At 60.3% G+C, this 22,643-nt stretch carries 22 protein-coding genes; 12 read left to right on the forward strand and 10 right to left on the reverse strand.

Features of this window, described 5'->3' with window-relative positions; genetic code table 11:
- Positions 1-96: 96 nt before the first annotated feature.
- The 4 genes from BS629_RS23640 to BS629_RS23655 all read right to left on the reverse strand — a co-directional run bounded on the left by BS629_RS23640 (position 97) and on the right by BS629_RS23655 (position 3,551).
- A complete protein-coding gene (locus BS629_RS23640) occupies positions 97-1,296 on the reverse strand; it encodes an MFS transporter (RefSeq protein WP_018246099.1) in 1,200 nt (399 codons plus the stop codon).
- Between the two features lie 163 nt (positions 1,297-1,459).
- A complete protein-coding gene (locus tag BS629_RS23645; RefSeq protein ID WP_018246098.1) occupies positions 1,460-2,236 on the reverse strand; it encodes an SDR family oxidoreductase in 777 nt (258 codons plus the stop codon).
- Positions 2,237-2,275: 39 nt separating this feature from the next.
- Positions 2,276-3,139: a MurR/RpiR family transcriptional regulator gene (locus BS629_RS23650; protein ID WP_018246097.1), complete on the reverse strand. Its 864-nt coding sequence runs from the start codon at positions 3,137-3,139 to the stop codon at positions 2,276-2,278.
- Positions 3,140-3,161: 22 nt separating this feature from the next.
- Positions 3,162-3,551: a RidA family protein gene (locus BS629_RS23655; protein ID WP_018246096.1), complete on the reverse strand. Its 390-nt coding sequence runs from the start codon at positions 3,549-3,551 to the stop codon at positions 3,162-3,164.
- 111 nt (positions 3,552-3,662) lie between these two features.
- On the opposite strand from BS629_RS23655, the gene BS629_RS23660 reads away from it, so the two are divergent.
- The 5 genes from BS629_RS23660 to BS629_RS23680 all read left to right on the forward strand — a co-directional run bounded on the left by BS629_RS23660 (position 3,663) and on the right by BS629_RS23680 (position 7,914).
- Positions 3,663-4,145 carry a hypothetical protein gene (locus BS629_RS23660; RefSeq protein WP_018246095.1) on the forward strand — a complete coding sequence of 161 codons (483 nt, stop codon included), beginning with the start codon at positions 3,663-3,665 and terminating at the stop codon, positions 4,143-4,145.
- A 30-nt stretch (positions 4,146-4,175) separates the two neighbouring features.
- Positions 4,176-5,651, forward strand: a complete 1,476-nt coding sequence (locus tag BS629_RS23665; protein ID WP_018246094.1) for a M81 family metallopeptidase — start codon at positions 4,176-4,178, stop codon at positions 5,649-5,651.
- On the forward strand, positions 5,652-6,752 hold the full coding sequence (locus BS629_RS23670) for a D-TA family PLP-dependent enzyme (protein ID WP_018246093.1): 1,101 nt from the start codon (positions 5,652-5,654) through the stop codon (positions 6,750-6,752).
- Positions 6,753-7,073: 321 nt separating this feature from the next.
- Positions 7,074-7,427 carry an ArsR/SmtB family transcription factor gene (locus tag BS629_RS23675; protein WP_018246092.1) on the forward strand — a complete coding sequence of 118 codons (354 nt, stop codon included), beginning with the start codon at positions 7,074-7,076 and terminating at the stop codon, positions 7,425-7,427.
- Positions 7,414-7,914, forward strand: coding sequence for an SRPBCC family protein (locus tag BS629_RS23680; RefSeq protein WP_018246091.1), 501 nt, complete (start codon positions 7,414-7,416; stop codon positions 7,912-7,914). Before BS629_RS23675 ends, BS629_RS23680 begins: the two co-directional genes overlap by 14 nt.
- 160 nt (positions 7,915-8,074) lie before the next feature.
- On the opposite strand, the gene BS629_RS23685 is transcribed toward BS629_RS23680, so the two are convergent.
- The 5 genes from BS629_RS23685 to BS629_RS23705 all read right to left on the reverse strand — a co-directional run bounded on the left by BS629_RS23685 (position 8,075) and on the right by BS629_RS23705 (position 13,599).
- The gene (locus BS629_RS23685) at positions 8,075-9,208 is read right to left on the reverse strand and encodes an ABC transporter ATP-binding protein (RefSeq protein ID WP_026188731.1); all 1,134 of its coding nucleotides are present in this window, start codon (positions 9,206-9,208) and stop codon (positions 8,075-8,077) included.
- A gap of 202 nt (positions 9,209-9,410) precedes the next feature.
- Positions 9,411-10,616, reverse strand: a complete 1,206-nt coding sequence (locus tag BS629_RS23690) for an ABC transporter substrate-binding protein (RefSeq protein WP_018246089.1) — start codon at positions 10,614-10,616, stop codon at positions 9,411-9,413.
- 73 nt (positions 10,617-10,689) lie between these two features.
- Positions 10,690-11,547: a carbohydrate ABC transporter permease gene (locus BS629_RS23695; protein WP_018246088.1), complete on the reverse strand. Its 858-nt coding sequence runs from the start codon at positions 11,545-11,547 to the stop codon at positions 10,690-10,692.
- Positions 11,544-12,428, reverse strand: coding sequence for a carbohydrate ABC transporter permease (locus BS629_RS23700; protein WP_018246087.1), 885 nt, complete (start codon positions 12,426-12,428; stop codon positions 11,544-11,546). Before BS629_RS23700 ends, BS629_RS23695 begins: the two co-directional genes overlap by 4 nt.
- 13 nt (positions 12,429-12,441) lie before the next feature.
- Positions 12,442-13,599 carry a Gfo/Idh/MocA family protein gene (locus BS629_RS23705; RefSeq protein WP_018448632.1) on the reverse strand — a complete coding sequence of 386 codons (1,158 nt, stop codon included), beginning with the start codon at positions 13,597-13,599 and terminating at the stop codon, positions 12,442-12,444.
- A 329-nt stretch (positions 13,600-13,928) separates the two neighbouring features.
- Between BS629_RS23705 and yghX the strand changes: the two genes are divergently transcribed.
- Positions 13,929-14,816, forward strand: a complete 888-nt coding sequence (gene yghX, locus BS629_RS23710; RefSeq protein ID WP_018246085.1) for a YghX family hydrolase — start codon at positions 13,929-13,931, stop codon at positions 14,814-14,816.
- Positions 14,817-14,883: 67 nt separating this feature from the next.
- Here yghX and BS629_RS23715 read toward each other — a convergent pair whose 3' ends face one another.
- Positions 14,884-16,257 carry an MmgE/PrpD family protein gene (locus BS629_RS23715; protein WP_018517212.1) on the reverse strand — a complete coding sequence of 458 codons (1,374 nt, stop codon included), beginning with the start codon at positions 16,255-16,257 and terminating at the stop codon, positions 14,884-14,886.
- Between the two features lie 39 nt (positions 16,258-16,296).
- On the opposite strand from BS629_RS23715, the gene BS629_RS23720 reads away from it, so the two are divergent.
- The 6 genes from BS629_RS23720 to BS629_RS23745 all read left to right on the forward strand — a co-directional run bounded on the left by BS629_RS23720 (position 16,297) and on the right by BS629_RS23745 (position 22,642).
- Positions 16,297-17,271, forward strand: coding sequence for a LysR family transcriptional regulator (locus BS629_RS23720; RefSeq protein WP_018246616.1), 975 nt, complete (start codon positions 16,297-16,299; stop codon positions 17,269-17,271).
- A gap of 37 nt (positions 17,272-17,308) precedes the next feature.
- On the forward strand, positions 17,309-18,214 hold the full coding sequence (locus tag BS629_RS23725; RefSeq protein WP_018246615.1) for a LysR family transcriptional regulator: 906 nt from the start codon (positions 17,309-17,311) through the stop codon (positions 18,212-18,214).
- Between the two features lie 178 nt (positions 18,215-18,392).
- A complete protein-coding gene (locus BS629_RS23730) occupies positions 18,393-19,337 on the forward strand; it encodes an ABC transporter permease (protein ID WP_018246614.1) in 945 nt (314 codons plus the stop codon).
- Complete coding sequence (locus BS629_RS23735; protein WP_017992060.1) at positions 19,334-20,152, forward strand: ABC transporter permease; 819 nt, start codon at positions 19,334-19,336, stop codon at positions 20,150-20,152. The genes BS629_RS23730 and BS629_RS23735 overlap by 4 nt, the downstream gene beginning before the upstream one ends.
- Positions 20,149-21,777: an ABC transporter ATP-binding protein gene (locus BS629_RS23740; protein WP_018246613.1), complete on the forward strand. Its 1,629-nt coding sequence runs from the start codon at positions 20,149-20,151 to the stop codon at positions 21,775-21,777. The genes BS629_RS23735 and BS629_RS23740 overlap by 4 nt, the downstream gene beginning before the upstream one ends.
- 1 nt (position 21,778) lies before the next feature.
- Positions 21,779-22,642, forward strand: a complete 864-nt coding sequence (locus tag BS629_RS23745; RefSeq protein ID WP_018246612.1) for a serine hydrolase — start codon at positions 21,779-21,781, stop codon at positions 22,640-22,642.
- Position 22,643 lies beyond the last annotated feature (1 nt).

The raw sequence follows: 22,643 nt of genomic DNA on the forward strand, positions 1-22,643 counted from the left end.
TGTCGCGCAAAACTGTGCCGCGGTTTTGCGACAACGACATGCGTAACAATAAAGACCCAAAGCGCGACAAGCGAATCTGAAAGATCGCGACGCGCTTTAGCGGGCTTTGCCTCTATGCAGGAGGCCGATGATCGCTATCCCCGCCAATCCGGTGACGGCGCTCAGGATCGCGGTTCCCGAATAACCTGTCACGTAGGTGCCGGTGGCAAAGACCAGCGCGCCGATCCCGGCGCTGGCAAAGATATTGACGGAGATCAGTGCACTGCCGAGCCCCGGCCGGTCGGAGATCAGATCCTGCAGATAGGTGATCGGAATGCTGATGATCGCCGACGCTCCCATGCCTGCAAGCAAGGTGAGCGCATAGAGGTGCCACGGCTCGGAGGCAAAGCCGAGCAGGCTGAGGAACACGGCATAGATGATGGTACCAGCGGCAAGCGCCGTCATCTGGCCGGCCTTCCGCGCGATTCGCGACCAGACGATGATGAAGACGACTTCCAGCAATGCGACGATGCCAACGAGAATGCCGACGTCACTCAGCCTGCCATGTGCAGCACCAGTGGCAATCAATGGCAGAAGGGCGTCATTGAGATGCAGCGTGCTGGTGATGAGCGCCACTCCGCAAATATGCGCCGAGATGCGCGGCGAAACCACCTGGCGAAGCGCGCCGAGATAGCTGAGATGATGAGCCGCCGCCATCTCCGTTCCCGCCCGCTTCGGCAGGGCGAAGACGATGATCCCCTGGCAGAGCAGACAGGAAATGCTGGCAAAAAGGTAGGCTGGCAGCATGCTCGATGCGCCAGACAGCAGCAAGCCGGTTACCCCTGGGATCAGCACCCAGGACAGCGAGATCATGGCGCGCACGCCGGAGTTGGCCGTCACCATGTCGCTTCGGTTCATGCCGTGCATCGCCGCGCGCGCATTGGCAAACAGCAGCGAGTTCAGCGCCCCGTAGATCGGCAGCGGCAGCAACCCGCTGATGACGAATATGGCCGCAGTCGGAAAGGCGTAGACCATGCCGTAGCCGACGATGCCGAACAGGCAGGCGCCGATCATCGTCGACCGGTACTCGCCAAGCCGGTCGGCGAGATTGCCGAGCAGAATGCTGATGACGACGTTCACCGCCGCCGAGACGAAACTCAGGAACGAATAGAGGCCGTCGCTCAAGCCCAATTCGCGGATACCCACGACCGAACGGTAAGGTGCGGTCATCGCCCCCGCCATTCCGAAGGTGAAAATGGCGATCATGCTGGCGCGGATCGCCGGAGTGCGGAAGACGTCGGGAAAAAGTCGGCTCATGCGGTCATCGATCAGAAGTAAGCCGGCTTCACAACCTGCTCCTCTCGTCTTCCTCTAGAGAAATTCCAGGAAAAGTGCGAAGCGGTTTTTCGTCCGGAATTGCGTAAAAACAAAAAGTTAGAGCGGTTCTGCGCTTCCATGAAAAGTTGAACCGCTCTAGGTTTCAGTAATGTTCCGATTGCGAGAAGGTTCGCGCGAGCTCGGCCTGGCCGGCCGTGAGGCCGCAATCGACAGGCAGGCAGACGCCGGTGATGGCTGCGGCCTGGGGGCCGGCAAGGAAGGCCACGGCATTGGCAACATCTTTGGGATCGACGACGCGCTGCAGCGGATACCAGCGGCGCGCTTCCTCGAAAACGTTGGGATTGGCTGCCGCGCGTGCTTCCCAGGCCTGCGTCTTCACCGTGCCGGGTGCGACGGCGTTGGACCGGATGCCGAACTTGCCGTATTCAACGGCGACCAGCCGGGTGAAATGCAGAAGGCCGGCCTTGGCGACGCTATAGGCCGGGTGTCCGAAGACATGCATACCGTTGACCGAGGCGATGTTGACGACGGAACCCTTCGAGGCCTTCAGCATGGGCTCGAATGTGCGGAAACACAAAAATGCCGCCTCGAGATTGAGCGCATTGTCCGCCCGCCAGATCTCGGGCGTCGTCTCGTGCAGGCTGGTCGCGCGGGCAGCACCGGCATTGTTGACCAGGGTTCGAACCACGCCGACCTCCGCAGCGCGCCTTGCCAATTCCGCAATGCTCGTCTCGCTGGTCACATCACATCCGACCGCCACGAAGCGATTGTCCGGCCCGAGCCTCGACGCCACGGCAGCCGCAGCCGGAGCATCGATATCGGCGAGCAACACGACATCGTGGTCATCGGCAAGCCGTGCGGCGATCGCCGCGCCGATATCGCCGGCAGCGCCTGTAATGATGGCTATCGACTGCGTCATTTCCTGTCGCTCCCGTTCACAACCGGATTCTCATGGGTCTCAATCTCCAAGCAATTGCCGGTCGTCGCCGTCACGGTGAATGACAAGCTGCTGCTTGATACGCCGAAGCGTGGTCGTCGCCTTGGGCTGAACGGCGTAGGCGACGAGGCTCGACAGGATATCGACCGTCGCGATGTAGGCGATACGCGTCGAGGTCGGGCGATAGATGTTATTGCCCTCGGGAAGGTCGATCGGTACGACGATTTCGGCAGCCTTGGCAACCGGGCTTGCCGTCTGTGTCAGGGCGATCGTCTTCACCTTGGCCTGGCGGGCAAGCTCGAAGGCGCGCACCAGCTCGGTATTGCGTCCCGAGAAGGACGAGCCGATCACGACATCGCCCGGCCGTGCCGCGGCAGCCATCATCAGCTGCATGCTGTGGTCGGAACTTGCGGTGATGCGAAGCCCGAGACGGAAGAGCCGGTTCTGGAGCTCGTCGGCGATCATCGACGAATTGCCGCCCGACCCGAACGCATAGATCATATCGGCCTTGGCGATATGCGAAACGGCGGCTTCGATCGCCGCAAGATCGAGCGAGCGATGCAGGAGAAAGAGCGCGTTCTGGGCCTTGGTGATGATGTCCTGGGCGACATCGGCCGGATCGGTGCTTTTCGATTCCGGTTTCAGATAGCGAACGCCGATATGGGCGGTCCGGGCGAGCTGCACCTTGAAGTCGGAAAAGCTCTCGCAACCGAGCCGCCGGCAAAAGCGGGTGACGGTCGGCGGCGAAACCTCCGCCCGTTCCGCGAGCTCGATGATCGAGGCGTTCACGGCAAACTCGAAATCGTTGACGATGATCTCCGCGATGCGGCTCTCGGAGGGAGAGAGCCTGCTCTTGTCTTCCTGCAGCGTTGAAAAGATATCCAAGCCCGTCCCCCCCAATGGTTCTCTATTTACCCTTCTTCTTATAGGCCACGCAGTCGATCTCAACCTTGCAATCAACCATCATCGACGATTGCACACAGGCGCGCGCCGGTGGATGTTCGCCGAAATACTCCTGATAGATCTTATTGAAGGTCCAGAAGTCGCGCGGATCGTCGAGCCAGACGCCGACGCGCACGATGTCCTCGACGCCGTATCCGGCCTCATCGAGGATCGCCAGAACATTGGCAATCGTCTTGTGGGTCTGGGCAACGATGTTGCCGTCGATGATTTCGCCATCTTCCATCGCAACCTGCCCGGAAACATACAGCCATCCGTCGGCTTCGACCGCACGCGCGAAAGGCAGCGCCTTGCCGCCGGCGCCCGTTTGAACAGTGCCATAGCGCTTGATGGGCATGCTGAAGTCCTTGCAAATTATTTTCTTGATAAGTTGACAAATGACCATAGAAAGCAGAATTTGACCAGTGAAAAACGCGATTTATGAAAAGAATTTCAATCCGGGGCAGATATGCGCGATCCTTTCAAGAACCCTTTCCCCTCCGACAGTGCCCGGCATGCCATCTGGGAAATGCTCGTTCCGCGCGATATCGATGCCTTTCTCGCCGCCGATTGGTCGATGGTGGCTGGTGATTTCGTGGAAGAGGGCTTCATCGGCATCGATGGCCGAAAGGAAGTCAGCCCCGACAAGTGGCGCCTCGCATTTCCGACGCTGTCTGCCTATCGCCAGGAATGGCTGAGGCAGGCGCAGGATTTCGCCCAACAGAGTTTCGCGGAAGATGCGCGCACGGCGATCTTCACCACGACGACGCTGGAAGATATCGAAATCGAAGGCGACACGGCGCTCGTCCGCAAGAAATTCGACGGCGGCATTTCCAAGCCTGACGGCACCCGAGACGTCATGCAATGGCAGACGCTCTATTATTGCAGGCTTCACCAAGGACGCTGGAAAATCTCAGGTTTCACCGGCTACCTGCCGAACCCGATGGGTTGACGCAGGGCCGACAACACGAAGGCCACTTTCTTGCGCATTTTCACGGCAGCACTGGCGACCGAGACCAACACCTTTTCCCCGATCTGCGTGGATCGTCGCGCATTCGAAGCGTCGCTTTATGCCCCGCCCGGCCAACATCCCGAAACACCGACACTCTGCACCGCGCCGATCACCGTCGGAAGGCGCGTCACTGCTGAAAAGGGTTGGGAGCTGATCGAAGGAACCGCCACCTGGGCCGACCCCGCAGGCCTCGTCAACCGGACGACCTACGAGGAATTGCGTGACGAAATTCTCGGTCAACTCCGCGCGGCAATGCCTGTCGACGCGGTTGTCATGGGCCTGCACGGCGCCATGGTGGCGGCCGGATACGAGGATACGGAAGGCGATCTTCTCTCGCGCATCCGCCAGATCGTCGGGCCTGATGTGCTCATCTGCGCCGAACTCGATCCGCACAGCCATCTCACGGCAAAACGGGTCGCTGCACTCGATTTCGCGGTCTATTTCAAGGAGTTTCCGCACACCGACTTCGTCGACCGCGCCGAGGACCTCTGGCGCATCGCGGTCGAAACGCTCGAAGGCCGGATCAAGCCTGTTATGTCGGTGTTCGACTGCAAGATGATCGACGTCTTCCCGACATCGCGCGAGCCCATGCGCTCCTTCGTCGACAAGATCATGCAGATCGAGAAGGATGATCCGGACGTCCTGTCGATCTCCGTGGTCCACGGCTTCATGGTGGGCGACGTTCCTGAAATGGGAACGAAGCTGCTTGTCGTGACTGACAATAAGCCGGAAAAGGGCGCGGCTTTGGCGCGCGAACTCGGCCTCGAGCTGTTTTCGAAGCGCGGCACCTTCATGGTCCCGCAGATCGACGAGAAGGAAGCCGTCTCACGCGCGATGACCGCCACCGCATGGCCTGTTGTCATTACCGACGTCTGGGATAATCCGGGCGGCGGCACGGCAGGCGATGCGACTGTCATTCTCGGGGAGCTCATGGCCCGCGGCGTCACCAGTGCTGCGATTGGCACCATCTGGGATCCGGTCGCCGTCCAGATTTGTTTTGCAGCGGGCGAGGGGGCAGAAATTCCGCTGCGCTTCGGCGCCAAGTCGGCGCCCGGCACTGGCAACCCCATCGACGGCACCGTGAAGGTCGTCAAGCTGGTGAACAATGCCGAGATGCAGTTCGGCGAGAGCCTCGCACCTTTCGGCGATGCCGCACATATCGTCCTCAACGGCATCGACATCATCCTCAATTCGACTCGCGCCCAAAGCTTCGACCCGAGCCTGTTTTCGGTGATGGGTATCGATCCCGCCAGGCAGAAGATCCTGGTGATCAAATCCACCAACCACTTCTTCGCCTCCTTCTCGAAGATTGCGGCGGAAATCCTTTACTGCTCTGCCGGAACGCCCTATCCCAATAATCCGGCGACGACGCCGTACCAGCGGGCACCGAAGACCATATGGCCGATCGTCGCCGATCCACATGGAACAGAACGCGGAGCCGCCTAGATGCCTGATGCCAGGTTTGCCGTCGTCGCCAAGGCAGGAGACAGGATCGCCGATCTCTCGACGCCGCGTCCTGTGATCGACGAAGACCGGCTGGCAGCGAACATAAGCCGCGTTCAATCCTATATGGATCAGCACGGGCTGAATTTTCGCCCGCATATCAAGACCCACAAGATCCCGGCCCTGGCCGTCGCGCAGGTTGCCGCCGGTGCCAAGGGCATCAATTGCCAGAAGGTGACGGAAGCCGAAGTCTTTGCCGCAGCCGGCTTCGAGGACATCCTCATCACCTTCAACATCCTCGGACCGCAGAAGCTCGAGCGCCTGGCCAAGTTGAACGAGAGAATTTCGGCCCTCAAGGTCGTCGCCGACAGCGAAGTGACGGTCGACGGGCTCGCAGCGCATTTCTCCGGCCACAAGCCGCTTACAGTCCTGGTCGAATGCGATACGGGCGGCGGCCGCTGCGGCGTGCAGACATCAGGAGAAGCGGCCTCGCTCGCCAAGCGGATTGCCGCGGCCGACGGTCTGGAGTTTGGCGGCATCGTGACCTACCCGAAGCCGCAATCGGCGGCCGCCGTGGAAGCCTTCATCGCCGAAACGCTGCGACAGCTGACATCGGAAGGCATTGACTGCCCGATCGTCAGCAATGGCGGAACGCCGAGCCTCTTCGAGGCGCATCTCGTCACCTCGGCCACGGAACACCGCGCCGGCACCTATATCTACAACGATCGCCAGATGGTGCGCATGGGCCATTGCACCGAGGACGATTGCGCCATGCATGTGCTGGCAACCGTCGTGTCGCGGCCAAACGCCGACCGCGCCGTTATCGATGCCGGCTCGAAGGCTCTGACATCGGATCTTCAGGGTTTTAGCGATTACGGATTGATCGTCGGTTATCCCCAAGCGCGGATCAGCAGCCTCTCGGAAGAGCATGGCGTCATCGACCTTTCGAACTGCGCCGGCCCCCGACCACAGATCGGCGAGAAGCTCTTCATCATCCCGAACCACACCTGCGTGGTGTCCAACCTGTTCGATACGATGGTCTTCCACCGGGGCGGCATCGTCACCCGCGTCGAAGAGGTCGCGGCCCGCGGCCTCGTCTGGTAGGAGCCGGTTCCGGTTGAGGGTGAAGTGGCCCTGATCGCCGAAGGTATCGGTATTAGCAACGAGTATCAGAACACGTGCGCGCGGCGGGTGACCTCGTTGCGCCTATGGCGGACATAGACTCAACGGACGAGTGTCCGCTTTGGAGTCGTTAGCAGGCGGACCGCTTTCGGAGAGCAGGCGGCTCGAAGGTCCGCTTTTGACCCGCAGCAGACGATTTATTGCTGCTGCCGCCGCGGTGCATAATCTCGGATGACCGGTACACGGCATGAAAAGTTCGGGACGCTTGCGCTACCTGCGCGAGTAGGTTAGATACTGAACTAGATGGTTCAGTATCTAAGTCCTCCCCTCGATCTCTCGTTTGCGGCGCTATCCGATGCGACCCGCCGCGGGATCATCGATCAGCTTGGGCGAGGGGACGCGTCGATTACCAGTCTCGCGGATAAGTTCCAGATGACGCTGACCGGCATGAAGAAGCACATCCAGGTTCTCGAGCGGGCGGGGCTCGTCGTCACACAGAAGGTCGGACGGGTGAGAACCTGCAAGCTCGGGAAACGCGGCCTCAAGGCGGAGGCCGAATGGATCGAGGCGCATCGCAAGCTCTTCGAAGCCCGCTTCAAAGCATTGGACGAAATCATCAGAGAAATGAAACGGGAGGGAAGCGATGACTCAAGTTAACATTGCAGGTGGTGCGCAGAACCGCACGTCAGTCGAGCGCAGAGGGGATCGCGAACTCGTCGTAACGCGGACATTCAATGCGCCGCCGAGCACGGTTTACAGGGCGTGGAGCCAGCCCGAGCTGTTCCAACGTTGGTGGGTGCCAAAATCGGTATCCGGCGTTTCGCTCGTATCGTGCGATATGGACGTCCGTACCGGCGGCAAATATCGGCTGGAATTCGGCTCCGGCGGTTCGGACACCATGGCCTTCTATGGCAAGTATCTCGAGGTGGTGCCGAACGAGCGCATCGTCTGGACCAACGACGAGGGCGAAGAGGGCGCGATCACGACCGTGACCTTCGAGGACCAAGGCGGAAGGACACTACTGAATTTCCACGAGGTCTATCCGTCCAAGGAGGCGCTTGAGGAAGCACTACAGGGCTCGGCGGCCGCATTGCCGGAGCAGCTGGAGCAGCTCGACGAATTGCTTTCCAGCATAGGCGAGTAGCGCGGGTCGGGAGACTCGCCCCGGGGAACGTCTGCACATAGGGATTCGTGAAATTCCCCGGCTGGGTAATATCTGCCGGCCGGCAGCCGTAATTGCCTCGCGTCTCATCGCCCCTGGACTCGACCCTGCAGGACAAACCGCCGACACAGAACCAGTCGGTTCAGGCCGCCGTCGGATTGATCACGTTCATATCGATTTCGGTGAGTTCCACGCGTCGCTCGAAGGCCACGCCCGCCTCGTCGAACAGGTGGCAATCGACGGCATTGATGCCGGTCGCAACCGGCGCGTCCGCGCGGATGCCGACGCTGCCGGGCAGCATGGCGCAGAAATTCTCGGCCTCGCCGTTGAGCGAGGCGTAAGCGACAGTATTGGCCCCGAGGCGCTCGATGACCGTCGGCGTCACGGTAAAGACGATATCGCCGCCGCCGAGCTGGATATGCTCCGGCCGGATGCCGAGCGTCAAAGCCTTACCGGTCATGCCATCGCGCGGCGTCACCGGCAACAGGGCTGTCTGGCCCTGATACTCCACCTCGACGCCATTGGCGCTGACGCTTTTGCAGGTCACGGGAAGAAAATTCATTTTCGGATTGCCGATAAAGCCGGCGACGAACTGGTTTGCGGGCTTGTGATAAAGCTCCAGCGGCGCCCCCGTCTGGGAGATATCGCCGGAATCCAGCACGACGATACGGTCGGCCATAGTCATCGCCTCGACCTGGTCGTGCGTCACATAGATCATCGTCGCCTTCAACTGCCTGTGCAGCTTGGCAAGCTCGATGCGCATGTCGGCGCGAAGTGCTGCGTCGAGGTTGGAGAGCGGCTCGTCGAACAGGAATATCTTCGGTTCGCGCACGATGGCGCGGCCGATCGCCACGCGTTGGCGCTGGCCACCGGACAACATGCCGGGTTTCTGCTGCAGCCGTTGTTCGAGGTGAAGGATGCGCGCTGCATTTTCCACCTTGGCCTTGAGCTTTTCCTCCTCCATCTTTTCGACGCGAAGCGGAAAGGCGATGTTCTCGAAGACTGTCATGTGCGGGTAGAGCGCGTAGGACTGGAACACCATGGCGATGCCGCGCTTGACCGGCGGCAGGTCATTGACCCTGATACCATCGATGACGATGTCGCCCGCGCTCGTCGCGTCGAGACCGGCGATCATGCGCAGCAGGGTGGACTTGCCGCAGCCTGACGGGCCGACGAAGACGACGAACTCGCCGTTCCTCACATCGAGCTGCACGCCCTTCAAAACTTCGTAGTCGCCATAGAACTTCTGAACTTTGTTGAGAAAGAGCTGTCCCAAAAATCTGTCTCCACCGGCGGCCTTCGTCGCACATTCGATCATCGTTCCTGCATATTCCTTAAATCGGATTCGATTTAGAGATAAAACTATGCAGCAATTCAAAGTGTTACAGCGTTCCCTTGCGGCTCTCGAAAAGACGCGCGGCGCTGTAGGGGAGGGATCGCGGGCTGTTGCCGTCCGCGATCCCAAGGTGCCCAAAAGCTTACTTGAACGCCTCGACTTCGCCAGCAGCCTTCTTGAGCGCCGCTTCAGGCTCGGCCTTACCCGTCACCACGGACTGGATCATCTCGATCATCGAGTTCTGGAAGCCCTTATAGTCGGTGAAGAGCGGCTCGGGACCACCATAGCTGATGCCGTCGATCAAGGGCTTCCAGTAAGGATCCTTGGCGACGAACTCGTCGACCTTTGCGGACGGACGCAGGGGAGTGAGGCCGGCGCCGCCCTGCAGTTCGTATTCGGACTGCACATCGGGCGAGGTGATGAACTTGGCAAATTCCGTCGCCTTGTCCTCCACCCCTGAACCCTTGAAGATCGCCAGGCTGTCGGTGATCAGCAGCGTGCCGGGGCCTTTGGCGTCGGGACCGAGCGGCAGTGTCGTGATGCCCCAGCTGATCTTCGTCTTCTTCAGGCGGTCGGCCGCGCCCGAGCCGGCCTGGATCATCGCGACCTTGCCGTCGAGGAAGATGGCGCGGACTTCGTTCTGCTCGTAGGCCGTCGGGCCTTCTTCGGAGTAGGGAACGATATCCTTGTAGGCCTTCAGCGCAGCAAGAATCTCAGGGCTGTCCAGCGTGACCTTGCCGTCGGCATCGATCACCGCACCGTTGTTGGTGTAAACCCAATGCATGAACTGGTGCATCGTATTGTCGAAGGTCTTGGCGGAGAGACCAAAGCCCGGAATGCCGGTCTTTTCCTTGATGGTCTTTGCCATCTCGATTTCTTCAGCCCAGGTCTTCGGAGGCGTCTCGGGATCGAGGCCGGCCTGCTTGAACAGATCCTTGTTCCAATAGAGCGCCTTGGTAGAGAAGGCGATCGGAACGCCCCACTGCGAGCCCTCGAAGGTGACCGTGTCGACGATGTGCGGATAGTAGGTCTTCTTCTCGTCGTCCGTCATCGGCACCGGAACGATGAGGTCGTTCTGCGCGAACTCCTTCAGCGTGCGCGAACCGACATAGGCCATCGCCACCGGCGTGCCGGCGGCGGCGAGCGTCGTTGCCTTGTCCTGGCACTGCGCCCATCCGACGACCTCGGGGGCGATCTTCCAGCCTGTGTTCTTTTCTTCCCACTGCTTGATGTATTTGGTGTGGACCGGGTCGATCGTGTCGCCGCAATAGATCCAGCTGATTTCCTTGTCGGCCGCCTGGACAGTGACTGTGGTCAGTGCCGTCGAACCGAGCAAAGCGAGCCCCATAAGGCCTGTCTTGATGGTAATGCTCACGTCGTGACTCCCATTCTTGTGTTAGCTGTTCACTCGTTTTTTGGTCTTATTGTTTCACCGCACCGGCGGTCAGCCCGCCGACAAGGTAGCGCTGAAGGAAGAAGATAACGACCATCGCCGGCGCGATACCGACGAAGGAAGCCGCCATCAGTTCGTTCCAGATGACCTCCTGCTTGCCGAAGTAAGCAAAGAGCCCCACCGGCAAGGGCATGTATTCGGTCTTCGAGTTGAACGTCAGCGCGAAGATGAATTGCTGGGCGTAAGCGCCGATGAAGGTGGTTATGGCGACGACGATAATCCCCGGCATCGCGATGGGCAGGATGACACGGCGAAGCGTGTAGAAATGGCTGGCGCCATCCATATAGGCCGCTTCGTTCAGCTCCTGCGGAATACGGATCATGTAGGTGCGCAGCAGCCAGATCGCCGAAGGAATCAGGAAGGCGACGCCCGGCACGATCATCGCGAGATAGGTGTTGAGCACACCCATGCTGCGCATCAGCCGGAAGAGCGGGATCAACAGCACGGCGCCGGAGAACATGTTCACGGTCAGGAATGCGCCGAGCAGGATCCCCATGCCCTTGAATTCGAACTTCGCGAAAGCATAGGCGGCCGGAATGACGAGGCAAAGCACGATCAGCGTGACGATGATCGAGATGAAGAAAGAATTGAAGATATAGCGACCGAAACCCGGCACGCTGATCCACATCGTCCGATAGGCTTCGAACGAGCCGTTCTCCGGCCAGAAGCGGTAGGGCGAGGAGAAGAGCTGGCTGAGCGGCTTCAGTGAAACCAGGAAACCTTCAACGAAGGGCGACAGCACGAAGAAAAGAAACACCGCGATGCCGCAATAAATCAGAATGATTTCCCACCAGCGATAACGGTCGATCATGGCTGCATTGCTCATGCGCGCTTCTCCGGATTGAGGCGGCGGGTAACGCGGAAATAGGCGAAGCAGAAGAGCGACAGGAAGATGCAGATCAAAACGGCGCGCGCTGCACCTTCACCGTATTTCTTCGAGCCGATCGCGGTCTGATAGGTATCGATGATCATCGTCGTCGTCTCGCCGCTCGGTCCGCCCTGAGTCAGAATCCAGATGATGTCGAAGGAGTTGAAGGTGGCGATCAGCGAGAGCATCGACATGGTGATGATCGCCGGAACCATCAGAGGCAGCGTGATGCGGCGGAAGCGATACCAACGACCGGCGCCGTCGGTCCAGGCGGCCTCGTAGAGATCCTTCGGAATCGATTGGATCGCCGCCAGGAAGTAGATCGTCACCAGCGGCACGCCGATCCACACGTCGGTGATGATCGTGGCCCAGAAGGCCGTGCTTCCATAGGCGAGGAAGGCGACCGGGCCGTCGACGAGACCGAAGCGCTGCAACATGCCCGATATCATCCCGAACTGGCCATTATACATCCAGCCCCACATGAAGATGCCGATCGCCATCGGCACGATCCATGGCGGCATGGTCAAAAGCCGGAACAATGAGCGGCCGGGCACCGCGGCGTTCAGCATGGTCGCACCGAACGTGCCGATCACCATTTTCAAGGCGACAGAGAAGAACGTCCAGATGAAGGTGCGGATGATGACTTCCGCAAACCGCGCATCGAAGATCTTCTCGTAATTAATCCAGCCGACCCAATTGGTGGTCTTCTTGAGGGAGGCATCGGTGAAGGAGAGAATGAATGTATCGACCAGCGGGTAGGCGACGATCGCCAGAACATAAAGGACAGCCGGAAGAAGAAGGATCCAGGCGAAGATGACCGTGCTTCTTTGAACACTCATCTTGCCGCCCTCCTCAAGCCGCTCTTGCGTGAAGGGCTTCGTCGAAGCGGTCCCAGACGGGTCTGAGATCGACGACCATTTTCTTCATCCTCGCTTCGTCCATCGCCAAGGCGAGGATGCCGGCTTCGAGCGCATTCAGCGTCGAAACAGGAAGCTCGAGCCCGGTGCGCACGCTTTCAAGCAGGTCGCTCGCCATCTGTTCATCGGCGCCGTAATGCTGGGACAGCTCCGTGGCGGCATATTTGTTTTCGACCACCTTGTTGCCGGTCAGCTGTTCGTGCACGTCGAGATAACCGCGAACGAAATCGCCTTCGGCCATGCCGCGCGAGCCCATGATGGCGAAACGGCGGAACTGGTCGGGCACGTTCAGATTGGTGTGGAAATTCATGCCGACGCCATTGGCATATTCGACGATCGCGACCTGATAGTCGATGATATCGGCGTCGCTGTCGAAGACCTTGTCCGACCCCATCCATCCGCTCGGCTTGCGGTGGAAAAGCTCGAGGTCGTTGATACCCTCGCGCGCCGGGTCGTTGTCCGGAATGAAACTCTTGCGGCCGCCGAAACTTGCAACGCGCTCCGGCCTTGCGCCGACGACACCATTGTAAAGATCGAGGTCGTGGCAGCATTTCTCCAGCATGAAGCTGCCGGAATAGCGCTCATAGCGGCGCCAGTCGCGCATGAAAAAGGCGCCATGATAAGGCTCGATATGTTCGGAGGCCTCGATCGACACGATCTGGCCAAGCTTGCCCTCGGCCTGGATGGCGCGCAGATCCTTGTAAAGAGGAGAATAGCGCAGGACGAGACCGACCATCAGCCGCTCGTGGCCGAATTTTGCCATCAGATGGGCAAGCTCGATGCTTTCGGTGATGGTCGTGACGATCGGCTTTTCGCAGAAGACCTTGAGGCCGGCTTGAAGTCCGAGCCTGATATGATCGAGATGCAGGTGATTGGGAGAGCCGATCATCAGCAGATCGAGCTTTTCGGAAGCGAGGAGTTCCTCCGGCGAGCCATAGGCCTTGCCGACTGAAATTCCCTTTTCCGTCAATCCGGGAAGTCCGGCAGGTTCCGGATCCACATAGCCTACGATGTCGAAGCTGCTATCAATTGCCTTGAAAACATAGCCGAGATAGCCGAGCCGGAATCCTAGCCCGATGATTCCCACTTTCATGCCGATCAAGTTCCCATTTAGTAATTTATTTTCTTTAAGTTGGGACAAAAATCGGGAGGCGTCAATAGAAAACGGGCCTCAAAGCGCGAGTATGAAATTAATTTTCATAGATCGGTAGCCGGCGGTCGATTGCTGGCTGCGACCGGCCGGACGCCGATTGCCAAAGGGAACAGTCCGCTTCTCTTGAAGCCGGGGCGGCGAATTCAGCGACTGTTGGCGCAGCCATCGATTGCCCCGGCAAGCTCACGCGGAACTCGCGAAATGTTGAAAAGAGTCGCGAGTTTACCTGTGTAGGATGGTGCGAGAACCGGAGGCAAGGAGGAGCCATCATGACCCGAATGACAGCCAAGGATTTCCCTCAGGAACTTCTCGAACTCTACGATTATTACGCGCACGGGAGAATTACCAAGCGCGAGTTTCTCGACCGCGCCGGCAAATTCGCCGTCGGCGGCGTCACGGCGGCCGCCATTCTTGCATCGCTGAGCCCTGACTATGCGCTGGCGACCCAGGTCGAGTTCACCGATCCCGATATATCAGCCGAATACATCACCTATCCCTCGCCAAAGGGAAATGGAGATGTCCGCGCCTATCTCGTCCGCCCCAAAAACGCGACCGGCAAAATCGCGGCCGTGGTGGTCGTTCACGAGAACAGGGGCCTGAACCCCTATATCGAGGATGTAGCGCGGCGTGTGGCAAAGGCGGGTTTCGTAGCACTTGCGCCGGATGGCCTCACGTCGGTCGGAGGCTACCCCGGCAATGACGAAAAGGGGCGGGAACTCCAGCAGAAGGTCGACCCGGAAAAACTGATGAACGACTTCTTCGCGGCGGTCGAATTTTTGATGCACAGCGATCTCACCACCGGCAAGGTCGGCATCACCGGCTTCTGCTATGGCGGTGGCGTTGCCAACGCTGCGGCGGTTGCCTATCCGGAACTTGCCGCCGCCGTGCCCTTTTACGGCCGACAGCCCCGCGCCGAAGACGTGCCGAAGATCAAGGCGCCGTTGCTTCTCCATTATGCCGGGCTGGACAAGGGCATCAACGAAGGCTGGCCGGCCTATGAAGCTGCGCTGAAGTCATCAGGAAAAACATTCGAGGCTTACATCTATCCTGACGTCAATCACGGCTTCCACAATGATTCCACGCCGCGCTATGACGAGGCGGCTGCCAAGCTCGCCTGGCAGCGAACGGTCGACTGGTTTACGAAATACCTCGCCTGAGAAGGCCGTGGCTTGAACGATGCTGCGGCGGGGAGGCTTCCCCGCCGCCTATCCGTCCCGCGGCTTGTCACGGCGACTGACGGCCTGTGATCAGGTTCCAGAAGCGATCGTCGCCGGACAGGTTTTCCAAATCGGCAAGCCTGCGAAGCTGCAGGAAAGAGGCGCCGGACACATTCCGATTTCCCCAGCGCAAGCAGTCCATCAATTTGACTTCGCGTTCATGCACGCTCATCGGCGCTTCGAGCGATCCTTTCGCATGCAAGCGGGACTTGTTCAAAACGCGCCCGTCGCGCATCGTGACCGTGACGACATGCGGGAGGCGCTCCACGCCTTTTTCCTCATCAGCCGAATAGGACCGCATTTCGATGCGCGGCATGAATTCCCGGATTTCCGGCCGTCCGATCTCCTGCCGTGTAAAGTCCGAAAGGCTAAGGGCGCCTTTGAGGAAAGCTGTCGCCAGGCAATATTGCATCGAGAAGCGGGCCTCCACCTCGTCGGCGGGGTCGGGATAAGCGAGGTTGCGGGCAGCGGATATGCCGACTTTCGTCTCGATCCTGGCAATGTCGCCCGCCAAAAGTCCATGCTCCTGCTTCAGATCCAGAAGCGCGTCGATTGCGCGATGGGTGGAGGCGCAGCAGGGATGGCGCTTGGTCACCACACCCCGGCTTTCGATGATATGCTCTTCGTCAAATGTCAGGCCTTCCCAGCCCTTGGCATCATCGCCTCCGAAAAGGTCGAGGAAGCCTTGCGGCCGCTCGAGGATATCCGGCCGCCCGCTCATGCCCGCAAGCGCCATGCGCGCCGCATCCACGGCATTGCGCGCGGCAATGCCGGCGTGAAGCGGTTTGGCGGTCGTGCCGAATTGCCCTTTCGGGCCACAGGCGAAGCTCGTCGCGAGGCTCATGGCCGCGACCAGGCTTTCTTCGTCGGCACCGAGAAGCCGTGCCACTCCAGCCGCAGCCCCAATGCTGCCGACCGTCGCCGTTGCGTGCCAGCCCCTGTTGTAATGAGAGGGATTGACGCCGAAGCCGACCGCCGCCTGCGCTTCCAGCCCGGCCAGGTAGGCCTCGAGAAACCGTTTTCCGCTTGTCACCTTGCCGCTCGCCAGAACCGCCAGCAGCGCCGGCACCAGCACCGCGGAAGCATGCGCCCTCGCCGGATGGAAATTGTCATCGAAATCGAGCGCATGAGCCGCCGTTGCATTGATGAGTGCGGCGAGCGAGGGTGAGACGGAGCCGCCGGTGACGAGCCGCGCTTCGCCACCTCCGACGATTTCCCCATCGAAAGCGCGAGTGAGCGCGGCAACGCTTTCATCGCCTCTGCCCGCAATCATGCAGCCGATGGCGTCCACCGCTGCATCTCTTGCCCGGTCCATGGCGAGGTTTGAGAACGCCGTTCGCGACAGGACCTGTTCCGCGATCTTCCGGAGAATGGTGGCCATTGACGAAAGTCTTTCCGTGAGTTTGGTTCTCAGCGGAAAATGTTCAAGTTTCCGCTGGTCCGCAATCTTATGCGGTTTGCGGGTAGGGCTATCGACATTGGAGATAGAATGGCGCGAGACACGAGTGCGGCGATCAGCCTGAAGCATATCGAGGCCTATGACGCCATCGCCGCGACGGGCTCGACGATCGCCGCTTCCGTTGAGCTTGGGATCTCGCAATCGAACGCCAGTCGCTTGTTGCAGCAACTGGAAGACTATCTCGGCGTCCGGCTTTTCGACCGGGAAAAGAACCGGCTTCAACCGACCCGCGAGGGGCTGCAGCTCGGCCCGGAAATCCGTGCCATTTCCGACCGGCTACGTGCCTTGAAAACGGCGGCGATGGAGCTCGAGAGCGGTCGATCGCGCGAGATCATGCTGCGGCTCGCCTTTCCCGCCAGCCTTTCCACGACGCGCATTCCGAAGCTGCTGAAGAACTTTCTCGCGGCGAATGGTCCGATGCGCGTCGAAGTCGCATCCGGCAGCTATCTCGCAATTGAACGGATGGTGGCCGACGGCGAGGCCGATCTCGGTTTCGCGCGTCTGCCGCTGATGAGCCCGGGACTGAAACAGGAGAAGATCCTGTCGTCGCGGATCATTTGCGCCCTACACAAGGATCATCCCAAGGCCGGCAGCCGCCTATTGTTGGTCGGCGACCTGAAGGGGCAGGATCTGATCATGCTGAACAGGGAGCGACCGGTTCGCCACGAGCTTGAGGCGTTATTCTACAAGGCCGGCATCCGCCAACGCCCCCTGCTCGAAGCGCATTCGGTGGCGAGTGCCTGCGCGCTGGCCGCCCAGGGGCTCGGCATTGCGCTGGTCGGCGAGATCATCGCCCGCGAATTTGCGACGCTGCCGCTGCAGTTCATTCCGCTCGAACCGGAACTGCCGGTTGCCTATGCGCTGATCAGCGGAGAGAAATTTCCGATGCCCAAGGCAGCCGGCCTCTTCCTTCAAAGCATTTCGGACTGGGCATGATGACGGTGCTTGAACCGTCCCGGGGGATCGAAAACGCATGAATATCAAGCAACTGGAAGTCTTGCGCACGCTTCTGGCGACGGGGTCGACGATTGCCACGGCAAAGACGATGGGGCTCAGTCAATCCGGCGTCAGCCGCCTCCTGCAGCAGCTCGAGGCGGACCTTTCGATGTCGCTTTTCGTCCGCGACAAAGGCCGTCTCGTCCCCACCCCCGAGGCTCTGCTTCTTGCCCGCGATGCCGAGACCATCTTGCTCGCGGTCGATCGGATGTCGGGCCACGCGGAGGATTTAAGAAGCGGCGCCGCCGGCCCGGAGATCGTCCGCATCGGCCTGCCGAGCAGCATGTGGGAGCATTTCGCGCCGGCAATGCTGGCCGATTACATCAGCGATTTCCCCGGTGTGCGGATCGAAACCTTCTTCGAGACGACGACCGCGATCAATAAGCTCGTCGAGCAGAGGGTGATCGATTTCGGCTTTCTGCGCATGGAGGGTGAGAGCGGACCGGGCATCGAGGTCGAGCGCGTCGCCACCGGCGAAAGTGTCTGCGTCGTGCCGAAGGATCATCCTCTCGCGAAGCTGGAGGAAATCACGGTCAGGAATTTGCGCGACGTGCCTCTCATTCTGATTGGTCGCCAGCGGCCGAACCGCATGGCGCTCGACCAGACCTTCCGGCGGGCCGGCGTCAAGCAGATCGTCAAGATCGAGACGCATACCAACAGTTCGGCCTGTTCCTACGTCGCGCATGGCCTTGGGGTCACGATCATCAGCAGCTTTTATGCGAATCTCTATCGCCACCTGCCGGTGGTTCACCGTCCTTTTGTGCCACGCGCGACCCAGGAATTCGGATTGGCGAGGGCGGTCGGGACGCCACTCTCGATTGCCGCCCACGCCCTGAGCGACGCCTTGAAGCGACAGATCAAGCTTTCGCAAAAAGACATTTGAAATCAAATTTTTAGCCTGAATTCCTACACGAAAGCAGCCGCTTTGGTTGCGGTCGTATTCCGCATAGACTTATGACGGAATCGCATAATATTGCGGATATTTCTTCATTCGATCATAGTCTGCGGCAACGAAACCGATGGCGCTGGGCACTGCCCGTCGCCCATCGCGGGGAACAAAAATGCTGAAATTCGTCCTGAACCGCCTGTTGATGGCATTGCCGACGATCGTCCTCGTTTCGGTGACAGTCTTCACGCTGATCCGCTTCATACCCGGCGATCCGGCGGCACTGATGCTGGGTGATATGGCTGAGCCGGCTCAGATCGCGGCGATGCGCTCGGAACTCGGCCTCGACAAATCGCTGCCGGAACAGTTCCTGATCTGGACCGCCAACGTCGTGCAGGGTGACTTCGGCCGTTCGATCGTCAATAACGAGGCGGTTCTGCCGCTCGTCGCATCACGCTTTCTGGTCAGCGCCGAAATCGTCGTCGTCGCCGTTCTTCTGGCGAGCCTCATCGCCGTGCCGGCGGGCGTCATCGCCGCCTGGCGGCAAAACAGTCTGACGGACCTGGCGCTGGTCGGCACGGCCACGATCCTGCTGTCGATCCCGACATTCTGGCTCGGACTTCTGCTTCTGCTTTTCTTCGGCTTGAAACTCGGTTGGTTACCGGTCCTCGGCTATGTCTCGATCGGCAGCAACGTCACCGGTGGCCTGCTCTACCTCGTGCTGCCGATCATGACCCTGGTCATTCACGAAATGGGTGTGTTGATCCGCATGGCACGCGCCTCGACGCTGGAAGTGCTGCGGCTCGACTATATCACCCACGCCCGCGCCAAGGGGCTTTCCGAGAGCGCCGTGCTTTGGCGGCACGCCTTCAAGAATGCCTTCGGCCCAACCTGGACAGTCATCGGTCTGATCCTCGGCAATCTGCTCGGCGGCATTGCCGTCATCGAGACGGTCTTCACCATTCCGGGGCTCGGGCGACTGATGGTCGACAGTATTTTTGCCCGCGACTACCCCGTTATCCAGGGTTGCCTGCTGTTCGTCTCGCTTTCCTATGTGCTGGTCAATTTGGTCGTCGACCTGCTCTATCCCTTGTTCGATCCGCGGGTAGTCGCCGAATGAAAAACGTCACGTTCAACGGCTTCATCGGCAGCATTCTGATTGCCGCATTGCTCATCTCCGCTGCGATCGGCCTTTTCTGGACCCCCTATGATCCGATGAAGCTCGGCTTCACCGCACGGCTGGCGGCGCCAAGCAGCGCCCACTGGCTCGGAACCGACGAATTCGGCCGCGACGTGCTCAGCCGCCTGATCGTCGGCGCCCGGGCGAGCGTCTGGATCGGCACCTTGACGGTCACATTCGCAACGGTGTGCGGCACGCTGATCGGTCTCGTCAGCGGTTACGCCCGTGGTTGGATCGACGCCGTCATCATGGCAGTCAACAATGCGCTTCTCGCCTTCCCGGGCATCCTTCTGGCGCTTGGATTGCTCGCGGTCTTCGGCGCCAACCAATATGGCATCATCTTCGCGCTGGGCATTGCCTATTCGCCCTCGATGGCCCGCGTTGTCCGGGGTGCCGTCCTGTCGCTGCGCGAGCGGGAGTTCATCGAGGCCTCCAAGGTGATGGGCAATGGCGAGCTCTACACCATGTTCCGCCATATCCTCCCCAATTGCATCGCCCCGATCACCGTGCTTGCGACCTCGATGTTCGGCTGGGCGATCCTTTCAGAAAGCGCGCTCAGCTTTCTCGGTCTCGGCGTCCCGCCACCGGCGCCGACCTGGGGCAACATGCTGGCCGCCGGCCGACCATTCATCGAACAGGCTGTCTGGCTGGGTCTGTTCCCAGGCCTGGCGATCGCCCTGACGCTCCTCGGCATCAATCTTCTGGGCGACGCTCTTCGAGACAAGCTTGATCCGCGGATGAGGGGGCTGAAATGACCAATAAAACGCTTTTGAATGTCCGCAACCTGTCGCTTCAGGTCACTGGGACCGGTGTGCAGGTCGTCAAGAACGTGAGCTTCGACATCGCGCCAGGCGAGATCTTCGGCATTGTCGGAGAAAGCGGATCGGGCAAGACGCTGGCAACACGCGCCCTGATCTCGCTGCTGCCGGCGCCCATCAAGGTGATCGGCGGTTCTGTTGCCTACAAGGGACGCGACGTGCTTGCGATGAACGGCGCGCAATTGCGCCAATTGCGTGGAGCAGAAATCGGTGTCGTCTTCCAGGAGCCGATGACCTCGCTCAATCCCTCGATGATCGTCGGCCGCCAACTCGAAGAAGGGTTGCAGCTGCACACGAAACTTTCGCGGGAAGAGCGGCGCAGCCGGATCCTCGACATGCTGAACCGGGTCGGGATCCGCGATCCCGCCGGAGCGCTCACTTCCTATCCGCATGAATTCTCGGGCGGCATGCGCCAGCGCATCATGCTGGCATCGGTCATGCTGCTGAAACCGGCGCTCTTGATCGCCGACGAGCCGACGACGGCGCTCGATGCCGTGATCCAGCGCGACGTCATGGAATTGATGGTGGAACTGACACAGGCGGAAGGCACCGCCGTGCTGCTGATCAGTCACGATCTGCCGATGGTTGCCCGTTACACGAACCGCATCGTCGTCATGGAAAAGGGCGTGATTGTCGAAGAAGGACGCACCGCCGATCTGCTTGACGCGCCGCAGCGTGCCTATACGAAGAAACTGCTCTCCTCCCTGCCGTTTCGCGGAGAGACGCGGACGATCGACAAGACCAAGGCGCCGATGGTCTCGGCGCGGGATATCGTCGTCGACTATGCAGGCCGGCGGTCGCTGATGAAGAAGGCAACGCCGAAACGGGCGCTGCATGGCGTCAGCATCGATATCCACGAGGGCGAAGTCGTGGCCCTGGTCGGCGGTTCGGGTTCCGGCAAGACCACGCTCGGCCGCACCATTGCCGGACTGGTCCGGGAGAGCGAAGGCGATATCCGGTTCAAGGGACGCAGCCGCGACGACGACTGGATGGACTATCGGCTGAATTGCCAGATGGTTTTTCAGGATCCTTATTCCTCGCTCGATCCGCGCATGACCATCGTCGCGCTTGTGGGAGAAGCGCTGCGGCTCGTTCCCGATCTCGACGCTGCGGCAAAGCGCAAGCGCGCCCTGGGGACGCTGGAGGAAGTCGGGCTTGGGGCCGATTATGCCGAGCGCTACCCGCATGAGCTTTCGGGCGGCCAGCGCCAGCGCGTGGCGATTGCCCGGGCCATTGCGCGCCGGCCGAAATTCCTGATCGCCGACGAACCGGTATCGGCGCTTGACGTGACGGTCCGGGCGCAGGTGCTCGAACTCCTGTCCGATCTGCAAAAACGCTACGGCTTTTCCTGCCTGTTCATCAGCCACGATCTCGGCGTGGTCGAACAGGTTGCCGATCGCGTCGTCGTCATGCAGGACGGCCGGATCATCGAGGAGGGCGACCGCAATACGGTTTTCGACAGCCCGAAGGAGGCCTATACGCAAAGGCTTCTCTCGGCCATCCCCGCTCTGGACCACAATGCTCAGGGCGGCGTGATCCTCAAATGGCGCCTGGAGAACTGACATGACGACGATGATTGAATCCACAAAGCTCGCGGAGCGATTGAACGCGATCTGCGATGCCCAGCCTTTCGTGACGCGCTTCATGGTGCGTGCGCTTGGCAGCGGTGAAACGATCGGCAGAGGCGCGGACGAGGAAACGCCCTCCGCCAGCACCCGAAAGACCTCGATCATGATGGCAGCCCTGAAGGCCGCGCATGAAGGCCGCCTCGATCTGGACGAACGGATTACCTACGAAAAGCGCTTCGCCGAGGAAGTGGCGAGCGGGATGTTCCGCTATCTGACGCCCGGTATCGTCATATCGCTGCGCGATGCCATCACCGGCATGATGGTGCTGAGCGACAATGTCTGCACCAAGATGGTCTTCGAAAGGCTGACGCTCGAAGAGGTCGACGGTTATTGCAAGTCGATCGGCATGTCAGGCACCAACCATCGCTTCCTCATCCCTCCCTTGGCGCTGTCGCCCGATCATTCCCTGAAGGCCGTCACCACGACGACGGCGCGGGATCAGGTCTATCTGCTGCAGACCATCCTGGATGCCCAGGATTCGCCGGAAGCCGCGGACCGGCTCGGCTGCTCGCAGGCGCTGTGCGCTTACGCGCTTCAAACCCTGAAGAACCAGATCCTGCGTTATGCCATTCCTTCCCGGCTGCCATTCGGTGTGCTCGTCGCCCACAAGGGCGGCACGGGAAAGCGCGGCCGCATGAATGCCGGTATCGTCTATCGCGACGGGTCCCCCTTCTACATCATCGCCGCCTATACCGACGATGTGCCGCAGGAAATGCCGGACGGCACCCCTGGCTACACGGTCGCGCTTGAAACCATCGGCAGGCTTTCACGCGCCTGCTGGGATGAACTCCGATCCTAAC

Origin of the sequence: Rhizobium leguminosarum bv. viciae USDA 2370 (assembly GCF_002008365.1) — a bacterium.
Classification (GTDB): Bacteria; Pseudomonadota; Alphaproteobacteria; order Rhizobiales; family Rhizobiaceae; genus Rhizobium; species Rhizobium leguminosarum.